Below are 20,680 nucleotides of genomic sequence, written 5' to 3' on the forward strand. Positions count from 1 at the left end.
GATACAGAAAATGCAGAGCATATACAAAAAAATTGAATATACAATGGCGAAAAATAGATATGCCTCTTATATTCATCCGCCTTATGAACTTGAATCAAAACTAGTACATAGTATCCAACAATTGGATACTGATACCGCAACTAATATCTTAAAGAAAATTAATTCACTTGAGAGGGCTCAATTGTCCAAACATCCATTGACTTCCCTTAAATATTCCATTATTGGATCATGCACAATCTTCACTAGAGCCGTAATTGAAGCAGGTTTGGATACTGAAACTGCATTTATATTAAGTGATTATTATATCAATCTCATAGATGATACTTCTAATATCAATGCTTTAGAAAATTTAGAATACTTTATGTTAAACGATTTTATTAATGTTTCAAAAAGGTACAAACAGTACTTCTACAATCCTCTTATAAATCGTGTGATTGAATATATTAAGAAAAATATTGAAACTCCCTTAACTCTTCAAGAAATTTCTTCTATAGTGAGCGTGCATCCAAATTATCTTTCAGCCGCTTTTAAAAAAGAAGTTGGTAAAACCTTATCTGACTACATTAGCGAGGTAAAAATCTCAGCTATACAGCTTTACTTAAACAATACTAACTTGAGCGTAACTGAAATAAGCCAAATATTTAATTTTAGCCATATAACTTATTTTTCTCGTTTCTGTAAAAAACATATGGGGGTAACTCCTAAAGATTATAGAAGACAAGCATTGATTTCTAAGGTTAGCTTATAAATTTAGAGTAACCTAAGTAGATATTTATAATAAAGTAAGGCTGTTGAGTTCTTAACTCTTCAGCCTTATTAATTTTAGATTTCAATATGAATGTTCTTAAGCCTTACCCTATTGGTAAATATTGATGGTTGCAGTAATAACTTTCACTCTTTAATCTTTATTATATAGAGTTAATTAAGGGGATGGTTATTATAAAAAGATTTGCTTACATACTTTTAACGGTTATGTCTTGCACAATGATGCTAGTAAGTTGCAGCAGTAAAACTGAAGTATCAAAGAAAGTCGAAGTTGACAAAACAAAGCAACTTCAAAGTAATCAATCGAATAGCTCTAAAAATATATCTACGGATTCTAGTGTACAAGCATTCTCACAAAAAGAAACTCAAGAATTAGCTGACAATAATAAGGTTCAAGAAATGATTAATCCTATTATTGCAGATTTCATTCAAGGATTTTATAATTGTACACCGTCAACTGTAGACCAAGCTTTTGATAAACTGAGTACATACTCTGGTTTTGATAATGGAACTGCCTTTGGAGATAGAACTGATAATTTTAAGAATTCTATGAAGAATTATACGGAAAAACTTATAAGCTATCATATTGCTAAGTCTGAAATAGGAATTTTTGTTACTTTAAAAGATAGCTCAAAAACCTATTATGGTAGCAATCAAACTATAATTGTAAATTATACTGAAAATGAAATTAATAAAATTGATAAAGTAAGATTAACTCTTGCTCATAATGTTAAAGGAGATAAAACTTTTAGAATTACTGATATAGATATACAGGAGCAACCAATTCAAAAGTAAAAATTGTGCCCTTTTTAATTAAGTGCTTATTCCTCCGATGCTCTTTAGATGAACAACTCTATAATTAAACTTATACCTTTAGGTTTAGAGTTATTTCATCCTTAATGAGCTTACGCAAAGAATTACATACTAAATATCTAAGAAGCTATTCCAATCTTATAATGATTGAGATAGCTTCTTAATATTATTGTACTAATCAGACGTTGATATTTATCTTATCCTAATGCTAAGCTTTTAGCTAAGTTCCATAAAAAATTATAATTCCTCTTTTTGAAAAATACAAAGCTTTAAAAACATCACCTATGTTATTACGACTATTTTATAAAAAAGAAGTGATTTCAAAAACAACAGTTCAATGTATCACTTTTATTTATATTCGGATAATAAATTTGGTGTTTTTTTACATTATAATTGTTTTTTTGTATATCATTTTATTTTTAAAATACTATAATTAACTTGTAATGCATTACATATCTATTTTAGAAATAATAGTACTAATTACATTTCAATATACGCTTCTTATTTATACCAAAAATTTCTGATTTAATCTTAGTTAGTTTTATACAAATCTACGTTAAAGATGAAAAACTTCAATCCTAGATATATTTCCAAAACTCCTATGGGTTTTGAGAGGAAAATTTGAAGATATAAATCTAATTACAAAGTATCCCGTTAATTCACAATAACACCATGATAAAGTATTCACTTAAGATGAGCAAAATTAATGAATTTAATTCTGCACCCTATTATATTAGCAAGGCTCTGTTTAAAACTCAGCTTTTGTTAAACATAGCCTTAAATGAAAAGGAGACTATTATCATGAAGAAAACAAAAAAGTTACTAATGCTCTTGACAGCTTGTGTTTTAACATTTTCAACTTGCTTAGCTAAAACTGAACCAACAAAAGCAAATGCTGCTACAAAGGTTAAGAATATAAAGGCTGCTGTTACAACTAAGACTAACTCCCAAACTTATGCTGAATCAATGCAGCCTGGCTGGAATCTCGGAAACAGTTTTGACTCAGTTGGAAGCACTGGTGAAACTTCATGGGGAAATCCAGTAGTAACTCAACAACTAATCCAAACAATTAAAAGTCAAGGATTTAAAAGTATTAGAATACCTTTTACGGCTTATGGTCGTGTTGGAGCTGCTCCTAATTACACCATAGATTCTACCTACTTAACTCGTTATGCTCAGGTTGTTCAATGGGCTCTTGATCAAGGTTTATATGTAATGATAAATATACATCATGATTCCTGGGAATGGGCAGAATATATAAATGCAGATGACGATAATGGAGTTTCTATGACAGAATACAAAGCTATCTGGACTCAGCTTGCTAATTACTTTAAAAGCTATTCTTCAAAAGTATGCTTCGAGTCTTTAAATGAACCATATTTTAAAAATCATAGTGGTGATGTAAGCACTGATATACAAATGCAGAGACTTTCAGCTGTGAATACTCAATTTAGAACTATTGTTAGAAATTCAGGTGGTAATAACACATCTCGTATGCTTGTTCTTCCAACTTTAAATACCAACAATAGTGATGACAGATGTACTTCTCTTTACAACACAATTTCAGGTTTTAATGATCCGTATATTATGGCTACTTTTCATTACTATGGCTATTGGCCTTTTAGTGTAAATATTGCTGGAACAACAACTTTTGACAGCACAACAATTTCTGACCTTACAAGCTCCTTTGACAGAGTATACAATCATTTCACAGCTAACGGAATAGGAGTTGTAACTGGTGAATATGGCCTACTCGCCTTTGACAGTTCTTCAAGCGCAATCGAGCATGGTGAGTTGTTAAAGTATTTTGACTACATCAATTATTATGCTAAAAGTAAAGGCATAGCTTTAATGCTTTGGGATAATGGAAATCTTCTTAACAGAACTAGTTATACTTGGAATGATCAAGCTTTATATAATACCTTGAAAGCTTCTTGGACTTCACGAAACTCATATTCTACATCTGATATGCTTTTCGTTAAATACGCAGATAGGACTAAAGACATTTCAATGAATTTAACTTTGAACGGAAATACTTTGTCTTCTATATATAATGGAAGTACAAAATTAGTTTTAGGAACTGATTATACCTACTCAAATGGCATAGTAACCTTAAAAGGAAGTTATGTAAATAAGTTTATAAGTGGCAGCTACGGAACCAAAGCTACACTAACAATGAAATTCTCTGCTGGAGTTGATTGGAATGTTTTTTTGAATTACTATACTACACCGGTACTAAGTTCAGCAACTGGAACTACCTCTGGTTTTAATATCCCAGTAGCTTTTAATGGTTCAAAACTTTCTACCCTAGAAGCTGTTTATTCTGACGGTAGTGGTGCCGGTCCACAAAACTGGACTACTTATAAGCAGTATAGTGATGCATACACAGCTAACTACAGTACAAATGTAGTAACTTTAACAAGTAATTTCTTTAGTGCATGTAATGATGGAGTAATAACCTTAAAACTACATTTCCAGAGCGGAGAAATAATACAATATAACATCACAAAGAGTGGAACTTCAGTAAAATCCAATTAAAAATTTAGAGTTTGTAGGTATAGTTGCAATATAGCTACAAACTCTTTTTAACTAATAATCAAACAGCACATATTTGTGCGTAAAACCAAATATACCTATTGTCCTCTTTATTAATTCTTTTAAAAATTATTAGAACTAAAGCTCATATTTTCAAGGTATGTTTAAGTGAGGTGACTGGATTGAACTTGCCTGTTATTAAAGTACTGTTCTAAGAAATCTTCCCGTATGTGACGCTTCGATCCTTGCTACTTGTTCTGGAGTACCTTCCGCAACAACATAGCCTCCTCCACTGCCACCTTCTGGTCCCATATCAATGATGTAGTCTGCAGACTTTATCACATCTAAATGATGTTCAATCACAAGTACTGTATGACCCTTATCAACAAGTTTTCCTAAAGAGTAAATTAACTTTTTAATATCTGAAAGATGAAGTCCAGTTGTTGGCTCATCTAAGATATATAAATTGTGTGCTCCTCTCTTTATCTTTGAAAGCTCATAGGCTAGTTTCACTCTTTGTGCTTCACCACCAGATAAGGTTGTTGAGCTTTGACCAAGTCGCATATATCCTAACCCAAGTTCATTAACTATTTCTAATTTATGCTTTAGGTATTTATGATCTTTAAAAAACTCAAGTGCCTCTTCAACAGTCATTTCAAGCACATCTGCAATGCTTTTCCCATTATATTTAATCTCAAGGCCTTCATCAGAAAAGCGCATTCCCTTGCATACAGGGCATATGGTTTCAATATCTGCCATGAATTGGAGGTTTGTTACAAGGATTCCATCTCCACCACAATGTTCACATCTGGTACCATTGGCGTGGGTTAAACTAAAATCTATTTCTTTGTATCCCCTTTCTACTGCTTCTGGCTGCATGGCAAAAACCTGGCGTATCTTATCATAGACCCCTATATAGGTTGCAGGATTTGACTTACTGTTTCTGCCAATAGGAGTCTGGTCAATGTTTATCACATTGTTTACTAGTTCTGCTCCAAAAACAAAATCATGTTCTCCTGATACTATTCTAGCGCCTGTTTTATTAACTTTAAGCTGCTTATAAAGTATCTCATTTATTAATGAGCTTTTACCAGAACCAGATACTCCAGTAACACAGATAAAAACACCAAGAGGTATATCAAGATCCACATTTTTAAGATTGTTTTCTCTTGCGCCTTGAATGGACAAGAAGTTATCATCTAGATTCCTTCTCTTCTCAGGTACAGGTATATGCTCTGTACCGGCTAAATACTGTCCTGTTATTGATTTAGGTTCCCTCATAATATCTTCAACGGTACCAGAAGCAACTATATCACCACCATGAACACCAGGTCCTGGACCTATTTCAATGATGTGATCAGCACTTCTTATGGTATCCATATCATGCTCCACCACAATAACCGTATTGCCTATATCTCGTAGTTTCTTCATTGTATCTATGACTCTCATAGAATCTCTTGGATGGAGTCCGATGCTTGGTTCATCCATCACATATAACATACCCATAAGCTCACTGCTTATCTGTGTAGACATCTTAATTCTCTGCATCTCACCACCAGAAATGCTGTCACTTCTTCTACCAAGATTTATATAGTGGAGACCAATGTCCACCAAGAGTTTTAATCTTGAGCTTATTTCACGTATAATGGTATTTGCAACTTCCTCAATATCTTTCTCGAAGGTTAACTTCTTTAAAAAATCCAATAGCTCTGGAAGCTGCATTCTACTTAATTTATCTATATTTAGTCCACCAACAGTAATCTGGAGTCTCTGAGTTTTTAATCTTGCCCCATGACACTCGGGACATATCTTTTCTATCATACAGTCTTTAATGAAGCTAGGTTCAAAAGCTTCGGTAGTAGATGACTTCCTTATATAATTCTTGTACCAGCTCTCTAACTCGTAAACAAATCCCTTAAAAGGTCTAGCCCTTCCAGTTATCCAGTTTTTCTTATCCGAAAAAGGTGGCTGCAGCATTTCTACAACCTCTCCCTTAGTTCCATAAAACAGTATTTCATGAATATGCTTTGGAAGATCCTTAAAAGGAGTATCAAGACTAAAGTCATATTTTTGCGAAAGACTATACATCATCACAGTTCTGTAGCTATCCTTGCCTGCTGGATTAAACACTGAACTTTTTAGTGCCCCTTTGTTTATACTTTTTTCTGGTGCTACAATTAAAAATCTAGGTTCTACAACATAGGACATTCCTACTCCTAAGCAAGTATGACATGAACTTGTGGGAGAATTAAAAGAAAAGTGGAAGGGCTGCATTTCACATAAGGTATAGTGATGCTCTAAGCAACCAAATTTTTTATAAAATGAAGCATCAACCTCTCCAATAACTTCTACTTTAATCATAATGTCCTCATCCAGTGCAACCATTGCAGCCTCTATGGATTTTGTCAGCTGAATATAAGTATCTTGTCTTAAGGTAAAGCGATCAATTACTAATTCAATTTTATATTCCTTGCTTTCATCAAGTTCCCTTTTTTCAGCTAAAGAAAAAGGTACTCCGTCAATAAGTAATCTTCTATAACCTTTTTCTCTTATTAGATGAAAGGTATACTCATAATCTTCTCCAAATATTTTGTATACTGGTGCCCTAAGTTCAACTACTGTACCTAATGGCAGTGTTGAAATATGTTCAGCAATCTGTGCTGCTGACAATTGCTTTAGAGGTTTTCCACACTCCGGGCATCTACCTATGCCTGCTGTAGAAAATAAAAGTCTCATATAATCATTTATGTCTGTAACCGTACCTACCGTCGAACGTGGATTGTTGTTTCCTTTTTTCTGTTCAATTGCAATAACAGGGGACAACCCTCTCACATAGTCCACATTAGCTTTTTTCAACTGACTGATACGGCTTTTAGCAAAGTTTGATATAGAATCAAGAAACCGCCTCTGCCCTTCTCCATATATAACATCGAAGGCTAAAGAAGATTTACCTGAACCAGATACTCCAGTGATAACCGTAAGCTTATCTCTAGGTATCTCTACGGATATATTTTTTAAATTATTTTGCTTAGCTCCCGATACCTCAATACTTGTTCTTATTGACATATTACATCTCCTCTCTTATTTACATAGTATAAAAATTCATCTAAAAATTAACGCATTAGCGAAATAGAAAACTGAAGCTTATAAGTCTGGTACCAATAAAAAACCTAGTTCTTCCACTGCTAGCTTGCTTTTAGGTGTTATGCGAATTGTTTGTGACACTTTTTCAATAACGCCTTTATCAGCTAGATACTCAAATATACCAATAATGAAATGGCTATCCATATGAAAATGCTTAGAAATAAGTGTACTGGTCTTTATTTGTTCATCTGACATATATTCAATCACAGGCTTTTTTATAATATCAAGATGCTTCATTAGGTACTGGTCAAGTTTCTCTATGTTTTTTGAAACTTCTTCTTCACTGAAGTGATGAGACATTGCCTCTTGATAGAAGTTAGTAAGTACTTCTGGACTAATTTTAAGAGCCTTTTGTATGGCCTCACGGGAGGTTGGCTCACCATTTAAGCAAAGCTCCATATCTGCTATAACCTCTGCAGCCTTTAAAAGATAATATTGAGCATAAAGTGGATCCTTCCTAATTGTGAGCCATTTTTGACATTTATCATATATGCCAACAAGGATACAAGCTCTGTAAAAGGTTGATAAGGCAATATCATCGCTGCCTATGACTTTCATATCCTCAAAATACTCATAGAGGCTGTCATCGCTGGTATACATAATCTTACCTTTTGAGAAATAGGATTGAGAAAAAGTTCCTCCAATGCTTCTCTCCAAACTTCTTTTAAAAGAACTTCTTAACATAAGTTCAACATTGATTGTTATACCATCTTCCACAATACAATAAGATGTATTCTTAATAGTCTGATCTCTGACAACTAAGGTCATGTCAATATCACTTTTCTCCCACACAACATCATAGGCCACACTGCCGCAGACAATAACTGCAACAACATTAGGATCATCCTTAACTTTGCTAACAAAGCTATTCACCGCAGCATTATATCGATCTCTTAACTCTGACTGAAGTATATTATCCATAATCTCAAATCCTTTCGATTCATTAATTAAAGAAACAATTGTTCTTATGATTTAGCTTATGGTACAATTATACTTGTCTTTTTTTATCAATACAGGACAAAAATTGCTGGAGTTGAGAATAATGGATAATTATTTATTAGAAATAATAAACAATACAACTGAATATATCGAAAATAATCTTTTGGAGCCCTTAACTCTAGATAACATATCAGAGAATGTGAATATTTCAAAATTTCACTTACTCAGAATATGGAAAGGTGCCACCACTACAGGTTTGATGGAATATGTTCGAAGGAGAAGAATTGCTTTATCTCTAAGTGACCTAATCCACGAACGAAGCAATATTGAATTCATTTCTTCAAAATACTCCTTCGGATCCGAACGAACCTATAACAGAGTTTTCAAGGAAGAGTTCAACATAACCCCTTCAAAATGGCGTAAAAAACCATGCCCACTAGAAATTTTAGATAAGTTCAATGCAAATTTTATGAATTGTTCAGGAGATGGCCTTATCTTTTTCCGTTCAATAACTATATTCCCTGCTTTCTCAATTGCAGGTCATGAATATATGGTAGATATTGAAGAAAATAAAAGATCACAAATAGCCAATAAATACGGCCTAGACTTTTTCTACAATCATCGATTAAGAGTTTTTAATCCAATACAAAAGGATGTTTATATTGGGTTTACTACTGTTCCAGAAGATTTAACAAAATATACCTTCTACCAACCTTCCATACAAATATGTGAAAACAGTATTGTCCCTGAAGATATGAAAGTAAAACATATTCTTCCTCACAAATATGGTGTCTTTACTTATATGGGACTCCATCGTCCTGAAGAAATTTCCTCAAAGAATTTATCTGATATCTGGAATCATGTTTTTAACACATGGATGCCCACAGTTCAATTTGATCTAAGGGAAAAATTTAGGTTTGAATATATAAACTATGCAAAATGTAATAAGAACTACTGTGAATGTGATTTGTATTTTCCTATATCATTTTTATAAGACTGTGTTGAAATTAAGCGGTTATACATCCGATGCTTTATAACCACTTAACTTCAACAATATTCTTAAACTTAAACTTTATAAAATAGCTTTAACCAGCGTCTAAACCTTCTTTTTTCATTAGAGACATTATTTTATATTAATAATATGATATTTATAAAACTACAACAAACGATAAAAATCATAAAAGACCTGAAGGTATATAATACTTCCAGGTCTTTTAATAATTATTTTAATGTTAAACTGCTTTCCATAGAGCTGCAACAACTGGTGGTTCCCATCCTACCTGTGCAGTATGTCCTTGTAAGCATGTATAATTAACTCCATTATAAGAAACAATATCTCCTGTTTTGTAGGTTACTCCTGCAGTCCATGCTGGGTAACCTTGATTTACTACTGTCACAGTTACTGAGTTTGATGTAATTGATTTACCTGTACCATCGTATAAAACTATAGTATAGCTGTAGCTACCAGCAGCTTTATTAGTGATTTGAGTTGTTAAAGTCACCGATGAGGAATTACCAGCTGTCAATGTACCTGTTGCTATTTGATTTGCTCCTTCAAAATACTTATATGAAGTTGCTGTATTATTTGCTGGTACTACTGCTGTTAGAGTATAACTTCCGTTAGTTACTGTTCCTGCTGATAATGTCGCTGCTTTTAAAGTATTCGTAGTTCCAACAGAAACTGTTACTTTATTTGATATTGCTGATACATTTGAGGCATCATAAACAACAAAAGTATAATCATAGCTTCCTGAACTCTTACCTGTAACCTGATTAGTTAAAGTTACTGCTGATGAGTTTCCAGCTGTTAGAGTGCCTGTAGCTAATTGGTTGGTTCCTTCAAATAACTTATAGGAAGTTGCGGTATTATTTGCTGGTACTACTGCTGTTAGAGTATAACTTCCGTTAGTTACTGCTCCTGCTGATAATGTCGCCGCCTTTAAGCTATTAACAGTACCAACTGTTACTGTAACTTTGTTTGAAGTTGCAGCTAAGTTTGAAGCATCATATACTACTACAGTATAATCATAGCTTCCAGCGCTCTTACCAGTTACTTGCTTTGTTAAAGTTACTGCCGAAGTACTTCCAGCTGTCAAGGTACCATTTGCTATCTGTGTTGCCCCTTCAAATATTTTATAAGAAGTAGCTGTGTTATATGCTGGTACTACCGCTGTTAAAGTGTAGCTTCCGTTTGATACAGTACCTGCCGATAATGTGGCTGCCTTTAAGGTATTTACATTAGTACTATTCAATTTCACTGGATTTTTCAAATATCTTTGAGCCTTAGTTATCCACCAATATCCGTCTGGTGCTGGAGATCCAGTAGCATGAGTACTTGGACCAACTCCTGCTCCAAATAGCAAGGATATTATTCCTGCATCCTTGGCCTCTTGCATATGAGCTCCCCAGGTAACAGCGTCTCCACTAACAGTTATCTTAGGGTCTTTGGCATCACTTTTCCCAAAGTAAGTGGCTCTATTGCCTGCTCCAGGTTTAAAGCTATCTCCAAAGAAATATGTTGAAGCGGAGTCTTCATAGCTTCCTATCGCATCGGTAAGGTCTGCAAAGCTTCCACCATTATATGGGTTAGCCTCTAGTGTACTATTTATTCTTCCTACAGGAAGCTGCCATAGTATTGCTGGCTTTTTAGTTTGTTCATTTAGAGTTTTAACATACAATAAATAATTGTTCCAAATATCTGAATTCCAAAACCATGTGGAAGCCTGTGGATTATCCTTAGCTCCACTTTCAGCGGCTCCATCAAGCCCATATTTATCAATAGAGATAAAATCAGCTCCGTTAGAAGTTATTCCTGCTGACATGTAGAAATTAGCTGTTTCAGTAGCCGCCTGTTTTATGAATTGTCTTCCAGCATCCCAGCCCACATCTTCGGTTTTGTGCAAAAGTCCTTTTGAAGGAACTTGTCCACTATAAGACCATATGTTAAACTGCCATCCAAAATATGCGGTTTTATAGTATTTTCTTACTGTATAATTGATTGCTTGAACTAGGCCGCTTACATTATTGCCAAAGGTAGGATCTTTTGTCTTGTCTAATACTCCAGAAGAGTATACTGCATCAACCATTGCAGAGATTTTATCAGGAGTTGTGCCTGATTGTTGCATCATATATCCTAAGAAATCTGGTTCGAAAAGTAGTCCGATAGTTTCATCTCCACCATATTGTGCACAGATGTCTAATAAGAACTTTAAGTCTTTGAAATATGCTTCCATGTAGGTTTTGTCATTGATATGAGTTTTATCAACATCGTAGCTTTCGCTTCCATCAGGTATGTTGTAATATACAAAGAAAGGAATCATGCCAAGCTTTAAGCTTTCAGTAATATAGCTCTTTGCCCTTGCACCCTCTTCAGTAGTCCATGTTCTCCAGCCATTTGTAGGACCACCATTGATATAGATATATCTAATATCTGAACGTTTGTTTTTGTCATCAGTACTGGTATCTTTCCAGAAATTCAAATCACTGTCAGTATCCTCGGAAACTTGTCCAACGGATACGTAGTCAGGCATTCCAGGTAAGGTACCATCAGCTTTTTTAACTCTTATTCCAAATTGTCTAATCTCTCCAGTGACTTGATCTACTATTTTTATTCCGCTTCTACCAGCAGATAAGCCTTCAAATCTCACTGTATTGCTACTGATCATCGTTGCTTTAACTGAATCAGTATTGCTCGAAATCACTTTAAAACTACTGCTTGTATTGCTCACATTAGTGATTTTATAATCCTTTGAACCTTGAGAAATTGTGTATTGGAGCTTAACACCATCATTATCTACACCATCAATAAGTATTTTGGTGCCTCCATCTTTACCTACCTGAACACCCAGAACAGCACTAGTACTTGTACCATAACTATTGATTAATTGTACATAATAATTATAGGTTCCAATTGCTGATCTATTGCGTATTGGTATAACAAAACTTTGAGGATTTGGCGAATTATCTTGTAAGGCTCCCTCGCTTACAACTTTGTAATCTCCACTAATGCCCAATCTTTCATATAATTTATAGCTTGTCCCGTTGTTTCCATACCAAAGGTTTACTGAAATATCATAGTTGCCATCGTAATCTCCTCCACTTTGATTTGAGGACAATACTGGTACTCCTGGCACCCCAGATGCTGCTGCAAAAACTTTAGCTGTCGGAAGTAAGGTAATAGTCATGAATGCAATTAACAATGCCGTCAAAATTCTTTTAAAGCATTTTTTTGTTGACATTTGGCCACCTCTTCACATTTAATATTCACTTATATTCTTGCATTTCGTTTATTATTTGTCAATTACTTCAATAAATAAACTAATTTTTTATTTTTCAGTCAATTAATATTACGTGCAAAAACAAAATCAACCAAACCTTCTATAAAACTACTAAATATAAAAACATTAAAATAGGAGCATAGATAGATTAGTAAAAATTAATCTATCTATGCTCCCAAACTTATATTTCTTGAAAATATTTAATGTCTTTAATAATCTTATTTTTTAATTTCAGAATTATAACAAATTCATTATGCCAAAATCCATCTATCTACAAAGGCTCTTTCAACAAACTCTTTCTTTTCTATATATTCTTTTAAGGTTTCTCTTAAATATTCATGATTATATTTTTCGTTTTTATTATTGCTTAATGAGTTATAACCAGTTCCTCTTTGAAGATAATCACAAGAAGCAACAGTATACGTCTTATCATCCTCAAGTTTTTCTCCATCAATAAATATATCAATTATATTTCTACCGTTGTGCTTTATAATAGCATTAGATACATGTAATCTACCTACATATTTCCCCCTAAAGCCTGGACCCATTCCATTAGCATAACAATAGTCGGTATCTAAAGAGTTTTGTAAGGCCTCCCGCAGATACTTTCCTTCTATCTGAAAACAAGTTGGATTTAATGGTGAAGGACATATCTCTAGAAGTTTCTTAAGTGTGACCTTTCCTTTTCTAATCCCACCATTTAATACTCCACTGTTTATTATACCTAAGTCGCATTTTAGTACATCTACTAAAGCATCAGCTAATAAGTTAGTCATTGGATTTTCCTCAACTACATCATGCCAAAGATTACGATCAAGTTCATAAAGAGGTTTGCTTAGTTTATCTATTGCCTTCTCTTTATTTTCCTTTAGAACTTTAATAATATCGTCACATACTTTGCAATTACTAATATTAATATTTTTACCTTCTATAATTTCAATTTTAGTATTATCTACTTCTATTTTTAATACCCCAAGGTTTTCTCCATAGCACCCAGATGTAAATATAATTGTATCATTCACTATCTCAGGTTCTTCCATCAATATATGAAAGTGACCACCAATTATCACATCTACTTCATCAATTTTTTCTGCAATTTCTTTATCTTTCTCCATACCTAAGTGTGAAAGTACTAAACATAAATCATACTTGCCATTATTAAAAGCTATCTCTTCTTTTATTACTTCAATATGATCTTTAAGTTTAAATCCACCTAATTCATTAAATGGACCTATATCTGGAGATGTTCCAATTACTAATATTCTCAATCCATTTTTATTTAATATGGAACTTCTTCTTACACCTTTTATTGGATTTAACTCTAAGTCAAACAAATTACAACTTAAAAAAGGAATTTTAGAGTTAGAAGCCATATTTATTAGAGTTTCTATCCCATTAAAAGTTTCATTATTACCTACAGCTATTGCATCATACCCAGCGCTTTCTAATAATTCTAAAGCAGCAATCCCCTTTGTCCCTTGCAATTCCATACTACGAAAATCTGCAAAATCTCCAGCATCAAGTACTATTGTATTTTCATCTTTCAGTTCTTTTATCTTAGTTGCTATCCTTGAAAAATTCTCAAAATTGCTATGAATATCATTGGTGTGTAATATAGTCAATTTCATTTTTTCCGCTCCTTACTTAAAAAACTTTATTATATCGTTCTAAAAATGAATTTCAACTCTTTATTTTTATATATTTAATAATAAATTATCTACAACTTTATTTACTAAATAAATACCATTATAGCATATTTATCCACTACTAAAGTCATTGTGAAATGGGTATAAAAACTTAACACTATTACATTAACATTTTCAAATTATTATCGTTAAAATTATATTGTTATTTTACAAATAAATTGCTTTTTAACAATTAAAATGTTACAATAATTGTATATTGTAATATTATTACAATTACTGTTCTAATTTTCTTTTAATATTTATGATTGAACACAAAATTTAAAATTAGGAGGATCTTCACATGAAAAAGAGAAAGTTATTTTACACAGTATTTATCTCATCTATCTTAACATTAGTTTTTTCTGTACAAGCATTCGCAACAACTACCACTTCAAACCATACAGCTTTAACACAACAAACAATTGATAACACTTTGGAAAAAGCGAAATCTACCACTTCTTCCTCAGAAACATTGAAGAAACTAAATGAAGCCTTAGCTAATAAAAAAGTGGTTAATGACCCTAAAGTAAGTGCAACTAAGTCACTGACATCACAAACATCTTCACTAACAGCAATTTCAGGTGGCACTTATCCTACAAGAAAAGGTGTAATACTAGTTACTGATGATAAGTACTCAGGTATTATTCCTCTTGGACATGGCGCAATAGTTTACTCAGCTTCAGAGGTTGTAGAAGCTTTAAATACTGGGGTAGTTATTGGTAAAAACAACTGGAATACAACAAGAAATTCTTGTGCTGCAGGTACTGTTACATCAACAACTGTAGATCAGGACGCCGCTGCAGCTGAATGGTGTAAAAGTAAGGTAGGTACTCCTTATAACTATGATTACTATAACATGTCTACAAGATCAAAGTTCTACTGTTCACAACTTGTTTGGGCTAGTTTTAAAGATAACTATGGAATTGATTTAAACACAGACTCATATGATATAAGTACATTTGGTTACACTATTGCGTCAGCAATTCATCCTACAGAACTACTAACAAATGACAAAGTAGTTGTTACTTATAGAAATAATTGGGACGTTAATTAATGAAACATTACTTATAATTATGTTTCATTTCAGTTCCTAAACTATTTTCAAACTGCCTTTAATTTCTGAGAAGGCAGTTTTGAAAATATAAATTCCATAATGGAGTGATACATATATACATAACAAGTACATTCCACCAATAAAATGTACTTGCTATGTTATTTATGTTTCTTGTTATGCATTTTATTGTATATATCTTTGATAATCGAGGTGAGTTGATGTCTAAATATTTTAAAGTACTTTTTAGTATAATAATAGTCATATTAATCATAACCGGCATAATTTATTTATTTTACAGTTACAATTCAAATCGTTATATTAAACAGGGAAAAATATCTGATATACATATAGGTATTGTTCAAAGTACCCAAAATGAAAATATAGGGTATATTTCTTTTTACGATGAAAAGCTCGACTTTTTAGACGAGAAAAAGCTCCCCTTTGGAGATATGGGAGATCAGACAAGAGTGCCTTATTTGAGTAACAATAATTTTTATATTGTTCCTCTTGGCCTTGGTAATAAAAAGGATTTAAAAACTATTGTCAAATTTGATTTGAATACAGGAAAATACAAAACCTTTAATATAAGTCAGCCAGCAGTCTTAATGTTTACAGTAAATAATAATGATGTATATACTACTAACACACTTAATTTTATCGGACACATAACTGAATGTGATACTTCAACCGGACAACTTTACGAATGGCAAAAGGAAGGAGTTATAATCTCCTCACTTAAATGCTATGATAATATTTTATATGCGTGGGGTACTATTAGTAAAAATAACGTTAATACTCCATATCTATTTCTTTTTGAGTCTAAAGGCTTAAAGTTATTAAAGCAAATTCCTTTATATGGCTGTGGTACGCAACAGCTAGATTCTTATAAGATTGGTGACGATATTTATTTTACGAACAATCTAGATATTAAAGGAAATGATGAGTCAAAAATTCTGAGTAAATTCAATGTTAAAACTGATAGATTAGAGAATATAGAACTTGGCGAATTTAATCCAAATCAGATAATTGAGTATAACGATAAACTTTATATCACTCATTGTAATCCTTACTCCGCTAATCTAAATAAAATTACTATTTTCGATCCTAAGGATGGTAATAAAAAGTTGATTGAAATGAAAAACGCTATGGTTCAGACTATAAGGTACAAGGATTATATGTATAGTCAAGATATGCAAAATCTATATGTTTATGATATGAAAAATCTCACTCTCCTTAGCAAAGTAAGTATTAACAAAGATAGAAAACTCACTCAATCACGTTTTTACATCGGAGGATTCTTTGTAAAGTAAGTCTTATCTGATATACGAGTTTGAAGGTACTAAAGTAATGTTACCTACAAACTCTTTTTTATTAAGCATCCTTGCTTATTCTTTCTTCACGTTCTTGAGAGAAATTATTTTTGTTTTCAACACTCTTCTTTTTCTCTGCCATCTTAAGAAAGTACATTGAGAATGAACCACATAACATAAGAGCAGCTACCATAATCCAAGCATTTTGAAAACTGACTAACGTAATTACACTTCCCATTACCAAGGGTCCAGTAGCAAAACCAGCGCCCATGAAAAGAAAAAATATGGAGTTTACTCTACCGAGATACTTCTTAGGAGTAAGCTGTGCTATATAATTATTTGAATTTATAGTGACTAAAATTTCCCCAACAGTCATTATAATTATTGCTACAACGAAAACTAATATATATCTATTAATAGCAAACATTCCAAAGGCTATAAAGTACAAGATGCCACCCACAAACATGCTTTTTAATGGAAAGGTTTTTGCTGTTACAGATGTTAGTATTGGTGTAAGAACTATTACTGTTATCGCATTAATACTAAATAAGGAAGAGAAAACACCTACTCCATCCTTACCAAATGCCTCTACTGTTTGTAAAGGAAGCAAAAAGTTCCATTGAACATAACAAAAATAATATACTACCATAATTAATGAAAATGCAATTATTACTGGATTCTTAAGAAAGAATGAAAAAATAGAACCACTACTATCAGTTTTTATATCTTGAGTTTTATTTTTAGACATTGCTACATTAAGCTTAGCCTTACCTCTAACAAAGAAGAAAACCATCATTGTAGATATAATTGTACTAGCTGCATCTAAGATAAATAAAAGATTTAAGAAGTTCTTACTAAATAGAATCCCGCCTATCATTGGTCCTATAGCTAAACCTAAATTTGAGCCTAGGTACATCAATGAATATGCGTTTTTCATTAATGCTTTTGGTGTAATTGATGGTACCATAGCATTAAATGCTGGCGTTGCCAGTGCATACATATTAGAAGCAATTACTATAAGCACAGCTACTGCAACTGTAGGTTTCATAAATCCACAAGCTAAGTAAAGTAGCGATCCTAAAGATTGAAATATTACGATTATTCTCTTGCTACCAAATCTATCAACTAAACTACCGCCCACTACTAAAAATGGAGCTTGCGATAATATTGCTATTGTGGTGAATAGTCCAGCTTCATACTTTGAAAACCCTATCTTTTCTGTTAAAATTAAGGTCATCAGCGGCACGATGAAGCTACCCATTTTATTTATTACCGTTGAGATGAAAAGTACATATATATCCTTAGGTAATCCTTTATATACTGATAAATGTCTTTTTATATCCAAGAAAGATGTCCTCCTTTTGTTGATCAAATGTAATCTAATTATACACCATACTTATTATTTTTACACTTTTTGTTATTTTATAATACAAAGTCAACCATATTATAATATCAAAACTAACTTTATAGTATTTAAAAATTATATAAAAGCTATTCAATTTGAAGCTTCATTTATCTAAAACGAAAATAGACTCATCTCTTCAAAGACAATCCTTAGCTTAGGTACTTTTGGATTACTATGAACAGGTGAGTCCTAATTAGTGTTTCCTTAAGGAGATCACTTATTAATTATTATTTAGTTGTTCTCTGCTGTATTGCGTTCTTTATTTCTTCTGGTGTCAACCCGCTTGCATTAATAACTGGAACATTTGTTGAAGTATCACTAAATCCCATCATATCTGTATTTAAGTCTGATGCAACTATTGCATCAAAACTTTCACACTTAGATGCATTGCTCTTAAGGTCTCCACCTAAAATTTCCACAGAAAATCCTTGACTACTTAAATAGTCAGCAATCATAGATAAACCTTGTTCTACACCAATCTTTTTCATATGTTCTCACCTCTTCTTTATTTTTCTTACTCATTTTCCCCTGTGAAAGATGTGAGTATACATGTTTATTTTGGTAAAAGCTTTCGTTCTATATTTGCCAGCGCTTTTTTTATATACTCATAAAGTTCACCACTCATCCCACTTCCGTTTGCAGCTTGTGGATTATCCATATAATAGCGCTCTGCAGAGTGTATGATTTCAGAGTCTCCATCAGTAAAAAAATTAACTCCTTCTTGCCACTGCTTTGCAAGTTTAATTATCTTTAAATCATCAATTGGTGTGCCGTTATCCATTTCAGTTTGAAAGGAACTTATTATATTACTCCAACTGTTCATAAGCTCGCTACTATTATTTTCACCTAGCTTATCATATTGTTTTTTTAGCCTAAGCTGTTGTTCTTTAGTAAAATATTTCTTTTGATTTCTAATTAATTCTATTGAATTTATGAATTGCTCAAAGGAAGGTCTCTTCCAGGAGTTAAATACGTCTAATAATTCATTAAGCTCACTTCTTAGTTGCTTTTTAAGTTTTATCTCCTCATCCAACCTTTTTAGCTGCATATCTATGACATCAATTGGATTATACTTTGGATCTTCAAGAAAATTTTTAATTTCGTCCAAAGAAAACTCTAGTTGTTTAAGTGACATAATCTGATGAAGCTTGATTATATCTCCTTCTGAGTAAAGACGATGTCCCGCATCATTACGAAAGCTAGGACTAAGTAATCCAATTTCATCATAATGATGAAGGGTTCTAATAGTAAGACCGGCAAGTTTAGATAACTCTCCAACCTTCCAATTTTTATTCTGCACTTTCATCACATCTCTTTCTAATTGTACATTTCATTGTAAACCTTAAAATATAGATGAACCACTTCATAAATAAATTGTCATCAATAGCAAATAGATTTGTCAGCTAGTTTTATAAAATAGAACTGGAATATTTATATTAAATCAAAGTCTTTAACTCATCAAAGCTAAAGCTGTGTTTGTTCCCACAAACATTGCATACTATCTCGATGGACTTATTTTGGTTTAATGCATCTATAATTTCTTTCTTATCTAATGAATATAGCAATGGATAAAACATTTCCTTACTACATCCACAAAAGAATCTAACTTCACTTGTCTCCATAATTTCCATATCATCAAATAACAACATTGGGATTTTATTTAAAGCCACATCCTTTTCTAATAGAACTTGTTGATTTTCTCTTATAATTTCTTTTATTTCATTAATTATTCCTTCTGAAGCCCCTGGAAGAAGCTGCGCCATTATGCCTCTACACAAAATAATTTCATTGTTCTCATTATATAATAAATTCACTGAGAAAAATGTATCAGTTTGCTCACTTTGATTAAAGTAGTAGTAAAAATCATCTACTATATTTCCATAAGGCATATCAGTTATACCAGTAAAAATGCTATTCATCCCTAAATCCTTAAGTACTTGAATACATCCTTTATTCCCTATTAATTGCTCTATAGACATTTCCTCAATATTATGTAAATACGCGTTTAATAATTGATCATTAATAAATCCACGGACATTTCCAAAGGAATCACAGTCAGCAAAAATTTTATAGTTTCTATTACTTGCATTAACTTTTATACTTATTCTCTGATTGCCTTTTAAAAGCCCAGATATTAAGGCTGTAATTGTCAGAGTTTTTCCAAGTGCAGTTTTTAGCACTTTATTAGTATTTTTATTGTTACATACTTCTTTTATCATATTAGTATTGTCTATAAATAAAATTCTAACTTGCTTGTTATATGCTAATGTCTTCAAAATGCAATTTTTCATTACTAAACAAAGCCTCTCTCAACTTATTCAGCTATTTTAATAATTTAAAATTTGTAACAATTTTTTCTACCCTTACGTAAGGTTATAATAGCCGTTAAGTAAACTATACAACCTAACGTAGGGTTAGGTGCAAGAGTTTTTTTGAGCAAAAAAATCCTCTCATATATAGATGTACCACTTCGTAATAGAATTTATATTTTAAATTCTCTGCTCAGAATCCAGCAGAGTTTTAAAATAACTTTCAGATCGAAGTGGTGCATCTTTAAATACACCGAGAGAATATAAAAAACTATATATTAATTTAATTACTACAAACCCACTCATATTTTATATCATTTAGATTTTCTTCATTGTCATTTCTTTTTCCAATTATTTCAAATCCATTATTTTCGTAAAACTTTTGTGCTTTTTGATTAACCTCAAAGGTGAACAAAGTTAATCTACCTTCTAAACTATACTATA

At 32.3% G+C, this 20,680-nt stretch carries 15 protein-coding genes; 6 read left to right on the top strand and 9 right to left on the bottom strand.

Annotation, left to right across the window (positions count from 1 at the left end):
• Window positions 1–10: 10 nt before the first annotated feature.
• The 3 genes from J3477_RS17235 to J3477_RS17245 all read left to right on the top strand — a co-directional run bounded on the left by J3477_RS17235 (window position 11) and on the right by J3477_RS17245 (window position 4,116).
• Window positions 11–748, top strand: coding sequence for an AraC family transcriptional regulator (locus tag J3477_RS17235; protein ID WP_206871182.1), 738 nt, complete (start codon window positions 11–13; stop codon window positions 746–748).
• Window positions 749–930: 182 nt separating this feature from the next.
• Window positions 931–1,560, top strand: a complete 630-nt coding sequence (locus J3477_RS17240) for a hypothetical protein (RefSeq protein WP_206871183.1) — start codon at window positions 931–933, stop codon at window positions 1,558–1,560.
• A gap of 819 nt (window positions 1,561–2,379) precedes the next feature.
• A complete protein-coding gene (locus J3477_RS17245; protein ID WP_206871184.1) occupies window positions 2,380–4,116 on the top strand; it encodes a cellulase family glycosylhydrolase in 1,737 nt (578 codons plus the stop codon).
• A 195-nt stretch (window positions 4,117–4,311) separates the two neighbouring features.
• On the opposite strand, the gene uvrA is transcribed toward J3477_RS17245, so the two are convergent.
• Window positions 4,312–7,179 carry an excinuclease ABC subunit UvrA gene (gene uvrA / locus J3477_RS17250; protein WP_206871185.1) on the bottom strand — a complete coding sequence of 956 codons (2,868 nt, stop codon included), beginning with the start codon at window positions 7,177–7,179 and terminating at the stop codon, window positions 4,312–4,314.
• A 78-nt stretch (window positions 7,180–7,257) separates the two neighbouring features.
• Window positions 7,258–8,178: a type 2 periplasmic-binding domain-containing protein gene (locus J3477_RS17255; RefSeq protein ID WP_206871186.1), complete on the bottom strand. Its 921-nt coding sequence runs from the start codon at window positions 8,176–8,178 to the stop codon at window positions 7,258–7,260.
• 121 nt (window positions 8,179–8,299) lie between these two features.
• Here J3477_RS17255 and J3477_RS17260 point away from each other — a divergent pair, with 121 nt between their 5' ends.
• Window positions 8,300–9,190 (top strand): helix-turn-helix domain-containing protein, encoded by an 891-nt coding sequence (locus tag J3477_RS17260; RefSeq protein ID WP_206871187.1) that lies wholly within the window; start codon window positions 8,300–8,302, stop codon window positions 9,188–9,190.
• Between the two features lie 238 nt (window positions 9,191–9,428).
• On the opposite strand, the gene J3477_RS17265 is transcribed toward J3477_RS17260, so the two are convergent.
• Together J3477_RS17265 and J3477_RS17270 are read right to left on the bottom strand one after the other, a co-directional pair.
• Entirely contained in the window at window positions 9,429–12,434 is a 3,006-nt protein-coding gene (locus J3477_RS17265; RefSeq protein ID WP_206871188.1) for a carbohydrate-binding protein, read from the bottom strand.
• 290 nt (window positions 12,435–12,724) lie between these two features.
• On the bottom strand, window positions 12,725–14,101 hold the full coding sequence (locus J3477_RS17270; RefSeq protein ID WP_206871189.1) for a bifunctional metallophosphatase/5'-nucleotidase: 1,377 nt from the start codon (window positions 14,099–14,101) through the stop codon (window positions 12,725–12,727).
• A gap of 358 nt (window positions 14,102–14,459) precedes the next feature.
• On the opposite strand from J3477_RS17270, the gene J3477_RS17275 reads away from it, so the two are divergent.
• Both J3477_RS17275 and J3477_RS17280 read left to right on the top strand, forming a co-directional pair.
• Window positions 14,460–15,212 carry a YiiX/YebB-like N1pC/P60 family cysteine hydrolase gene (locus tag J3477_RS17275; protein WP_206871190.1) on the top strand — a complete coding sequence of 251 codons (753 nt, stop codon included), beginning with the start codon at window positions 14,460–14,462 and terminating at the stop codon, window positions 15,210–15,212.
• 218 nt (window positions 15,213–15,430) lie between these two features.
• Complete coding sequence (locus tag J3477_RS17280) at window positions 15,431–16,522, top strand: hypothetical protein (RefSeq protein WP_206871191.1); 1,092 nt, start codon at window positions 15,431–15,433, stop codon at window positions 16,520–16,522.
• A gap of 61 nt (window positions 16,523–16,583) precedes the next feature.
• Here the strand turns inward: J3477_RS17280 and J3477_RS17285 are convergent, their stop codons facing one another.
• The 5 genes from J3477_RS17285 to J3477_RS26335 form a co-directional block, all read right to left on the bottom strand.
• Complete coding sequence (locus J3477_RS17285; RefSeq protein WP_206871192.1) at window positions 16,584–17,867, bottom strand: MFS transporter; 1,284 nt, start codon at window positions 17,865–17,867, stop codon at window positions 16,584–16,586.
• 287 nt (window positions 17,868–18,154) lie between these two features.
• The gene (locus tag J3477_RS17290; protein WP_206871193.1) at window positions 18,155–18,415 is read right to left on the bottom strand and encodes a YkuS family protein; all 261 of its coding nucleotides are present in this window, start codon (window positions 18,413–18,415) and stop codon (window positions 18,155–18,157) included.
• 65 nt (window positions 18,416–18,480) lie between these two features.
• Window positions 18,481–19,233: a MerR family transcriptional regulator gene (locus J3477_RS17295; RefSeq protein ID WP_206871194.1), complete on the bottom strand. Its 753-nt coding sequence runs from the start codon at window positions 19,231–19,233 to the stop codon at window positions 18,481–18,483.
• Between the two features lie 130 nt (window positions 19,234–19,363).
• The gene (locus J3477_RS17300) at window positions 19,364–20,218 is read right to left on the bottom strand and encodes an Hsp33 family molecular chaperone HslO (protein WP_206871195.1); all 855 of its coding nucleotides are present in this window, start codon (window positions 20,216–20,218) and stop codon (window positions 19,364–19,366) included.
• Window positions 20,219–20,519: 301 nt separating this feature from the next.
• A complete protein-coding gene (locus tag J3477_RS26335; protein WP_284692008.1) occupies window positions 20,520–20,651 on the bottom strand; it encodes an N-acetyltransferase in 132 nt (43 codons plus the stop codon).
• Window positions 20,652–20,680 lie beyond the last annotated feature (29 nt).

This window comes from Clostridium zeae, from assembly GCF_017312485.1.
Classification (GTDB): Bacteria; Bacillota; Clostridia; order Clostridiales; family Clostridiaceae; genus Clostridium_AR; species Clostridium_AR zeae.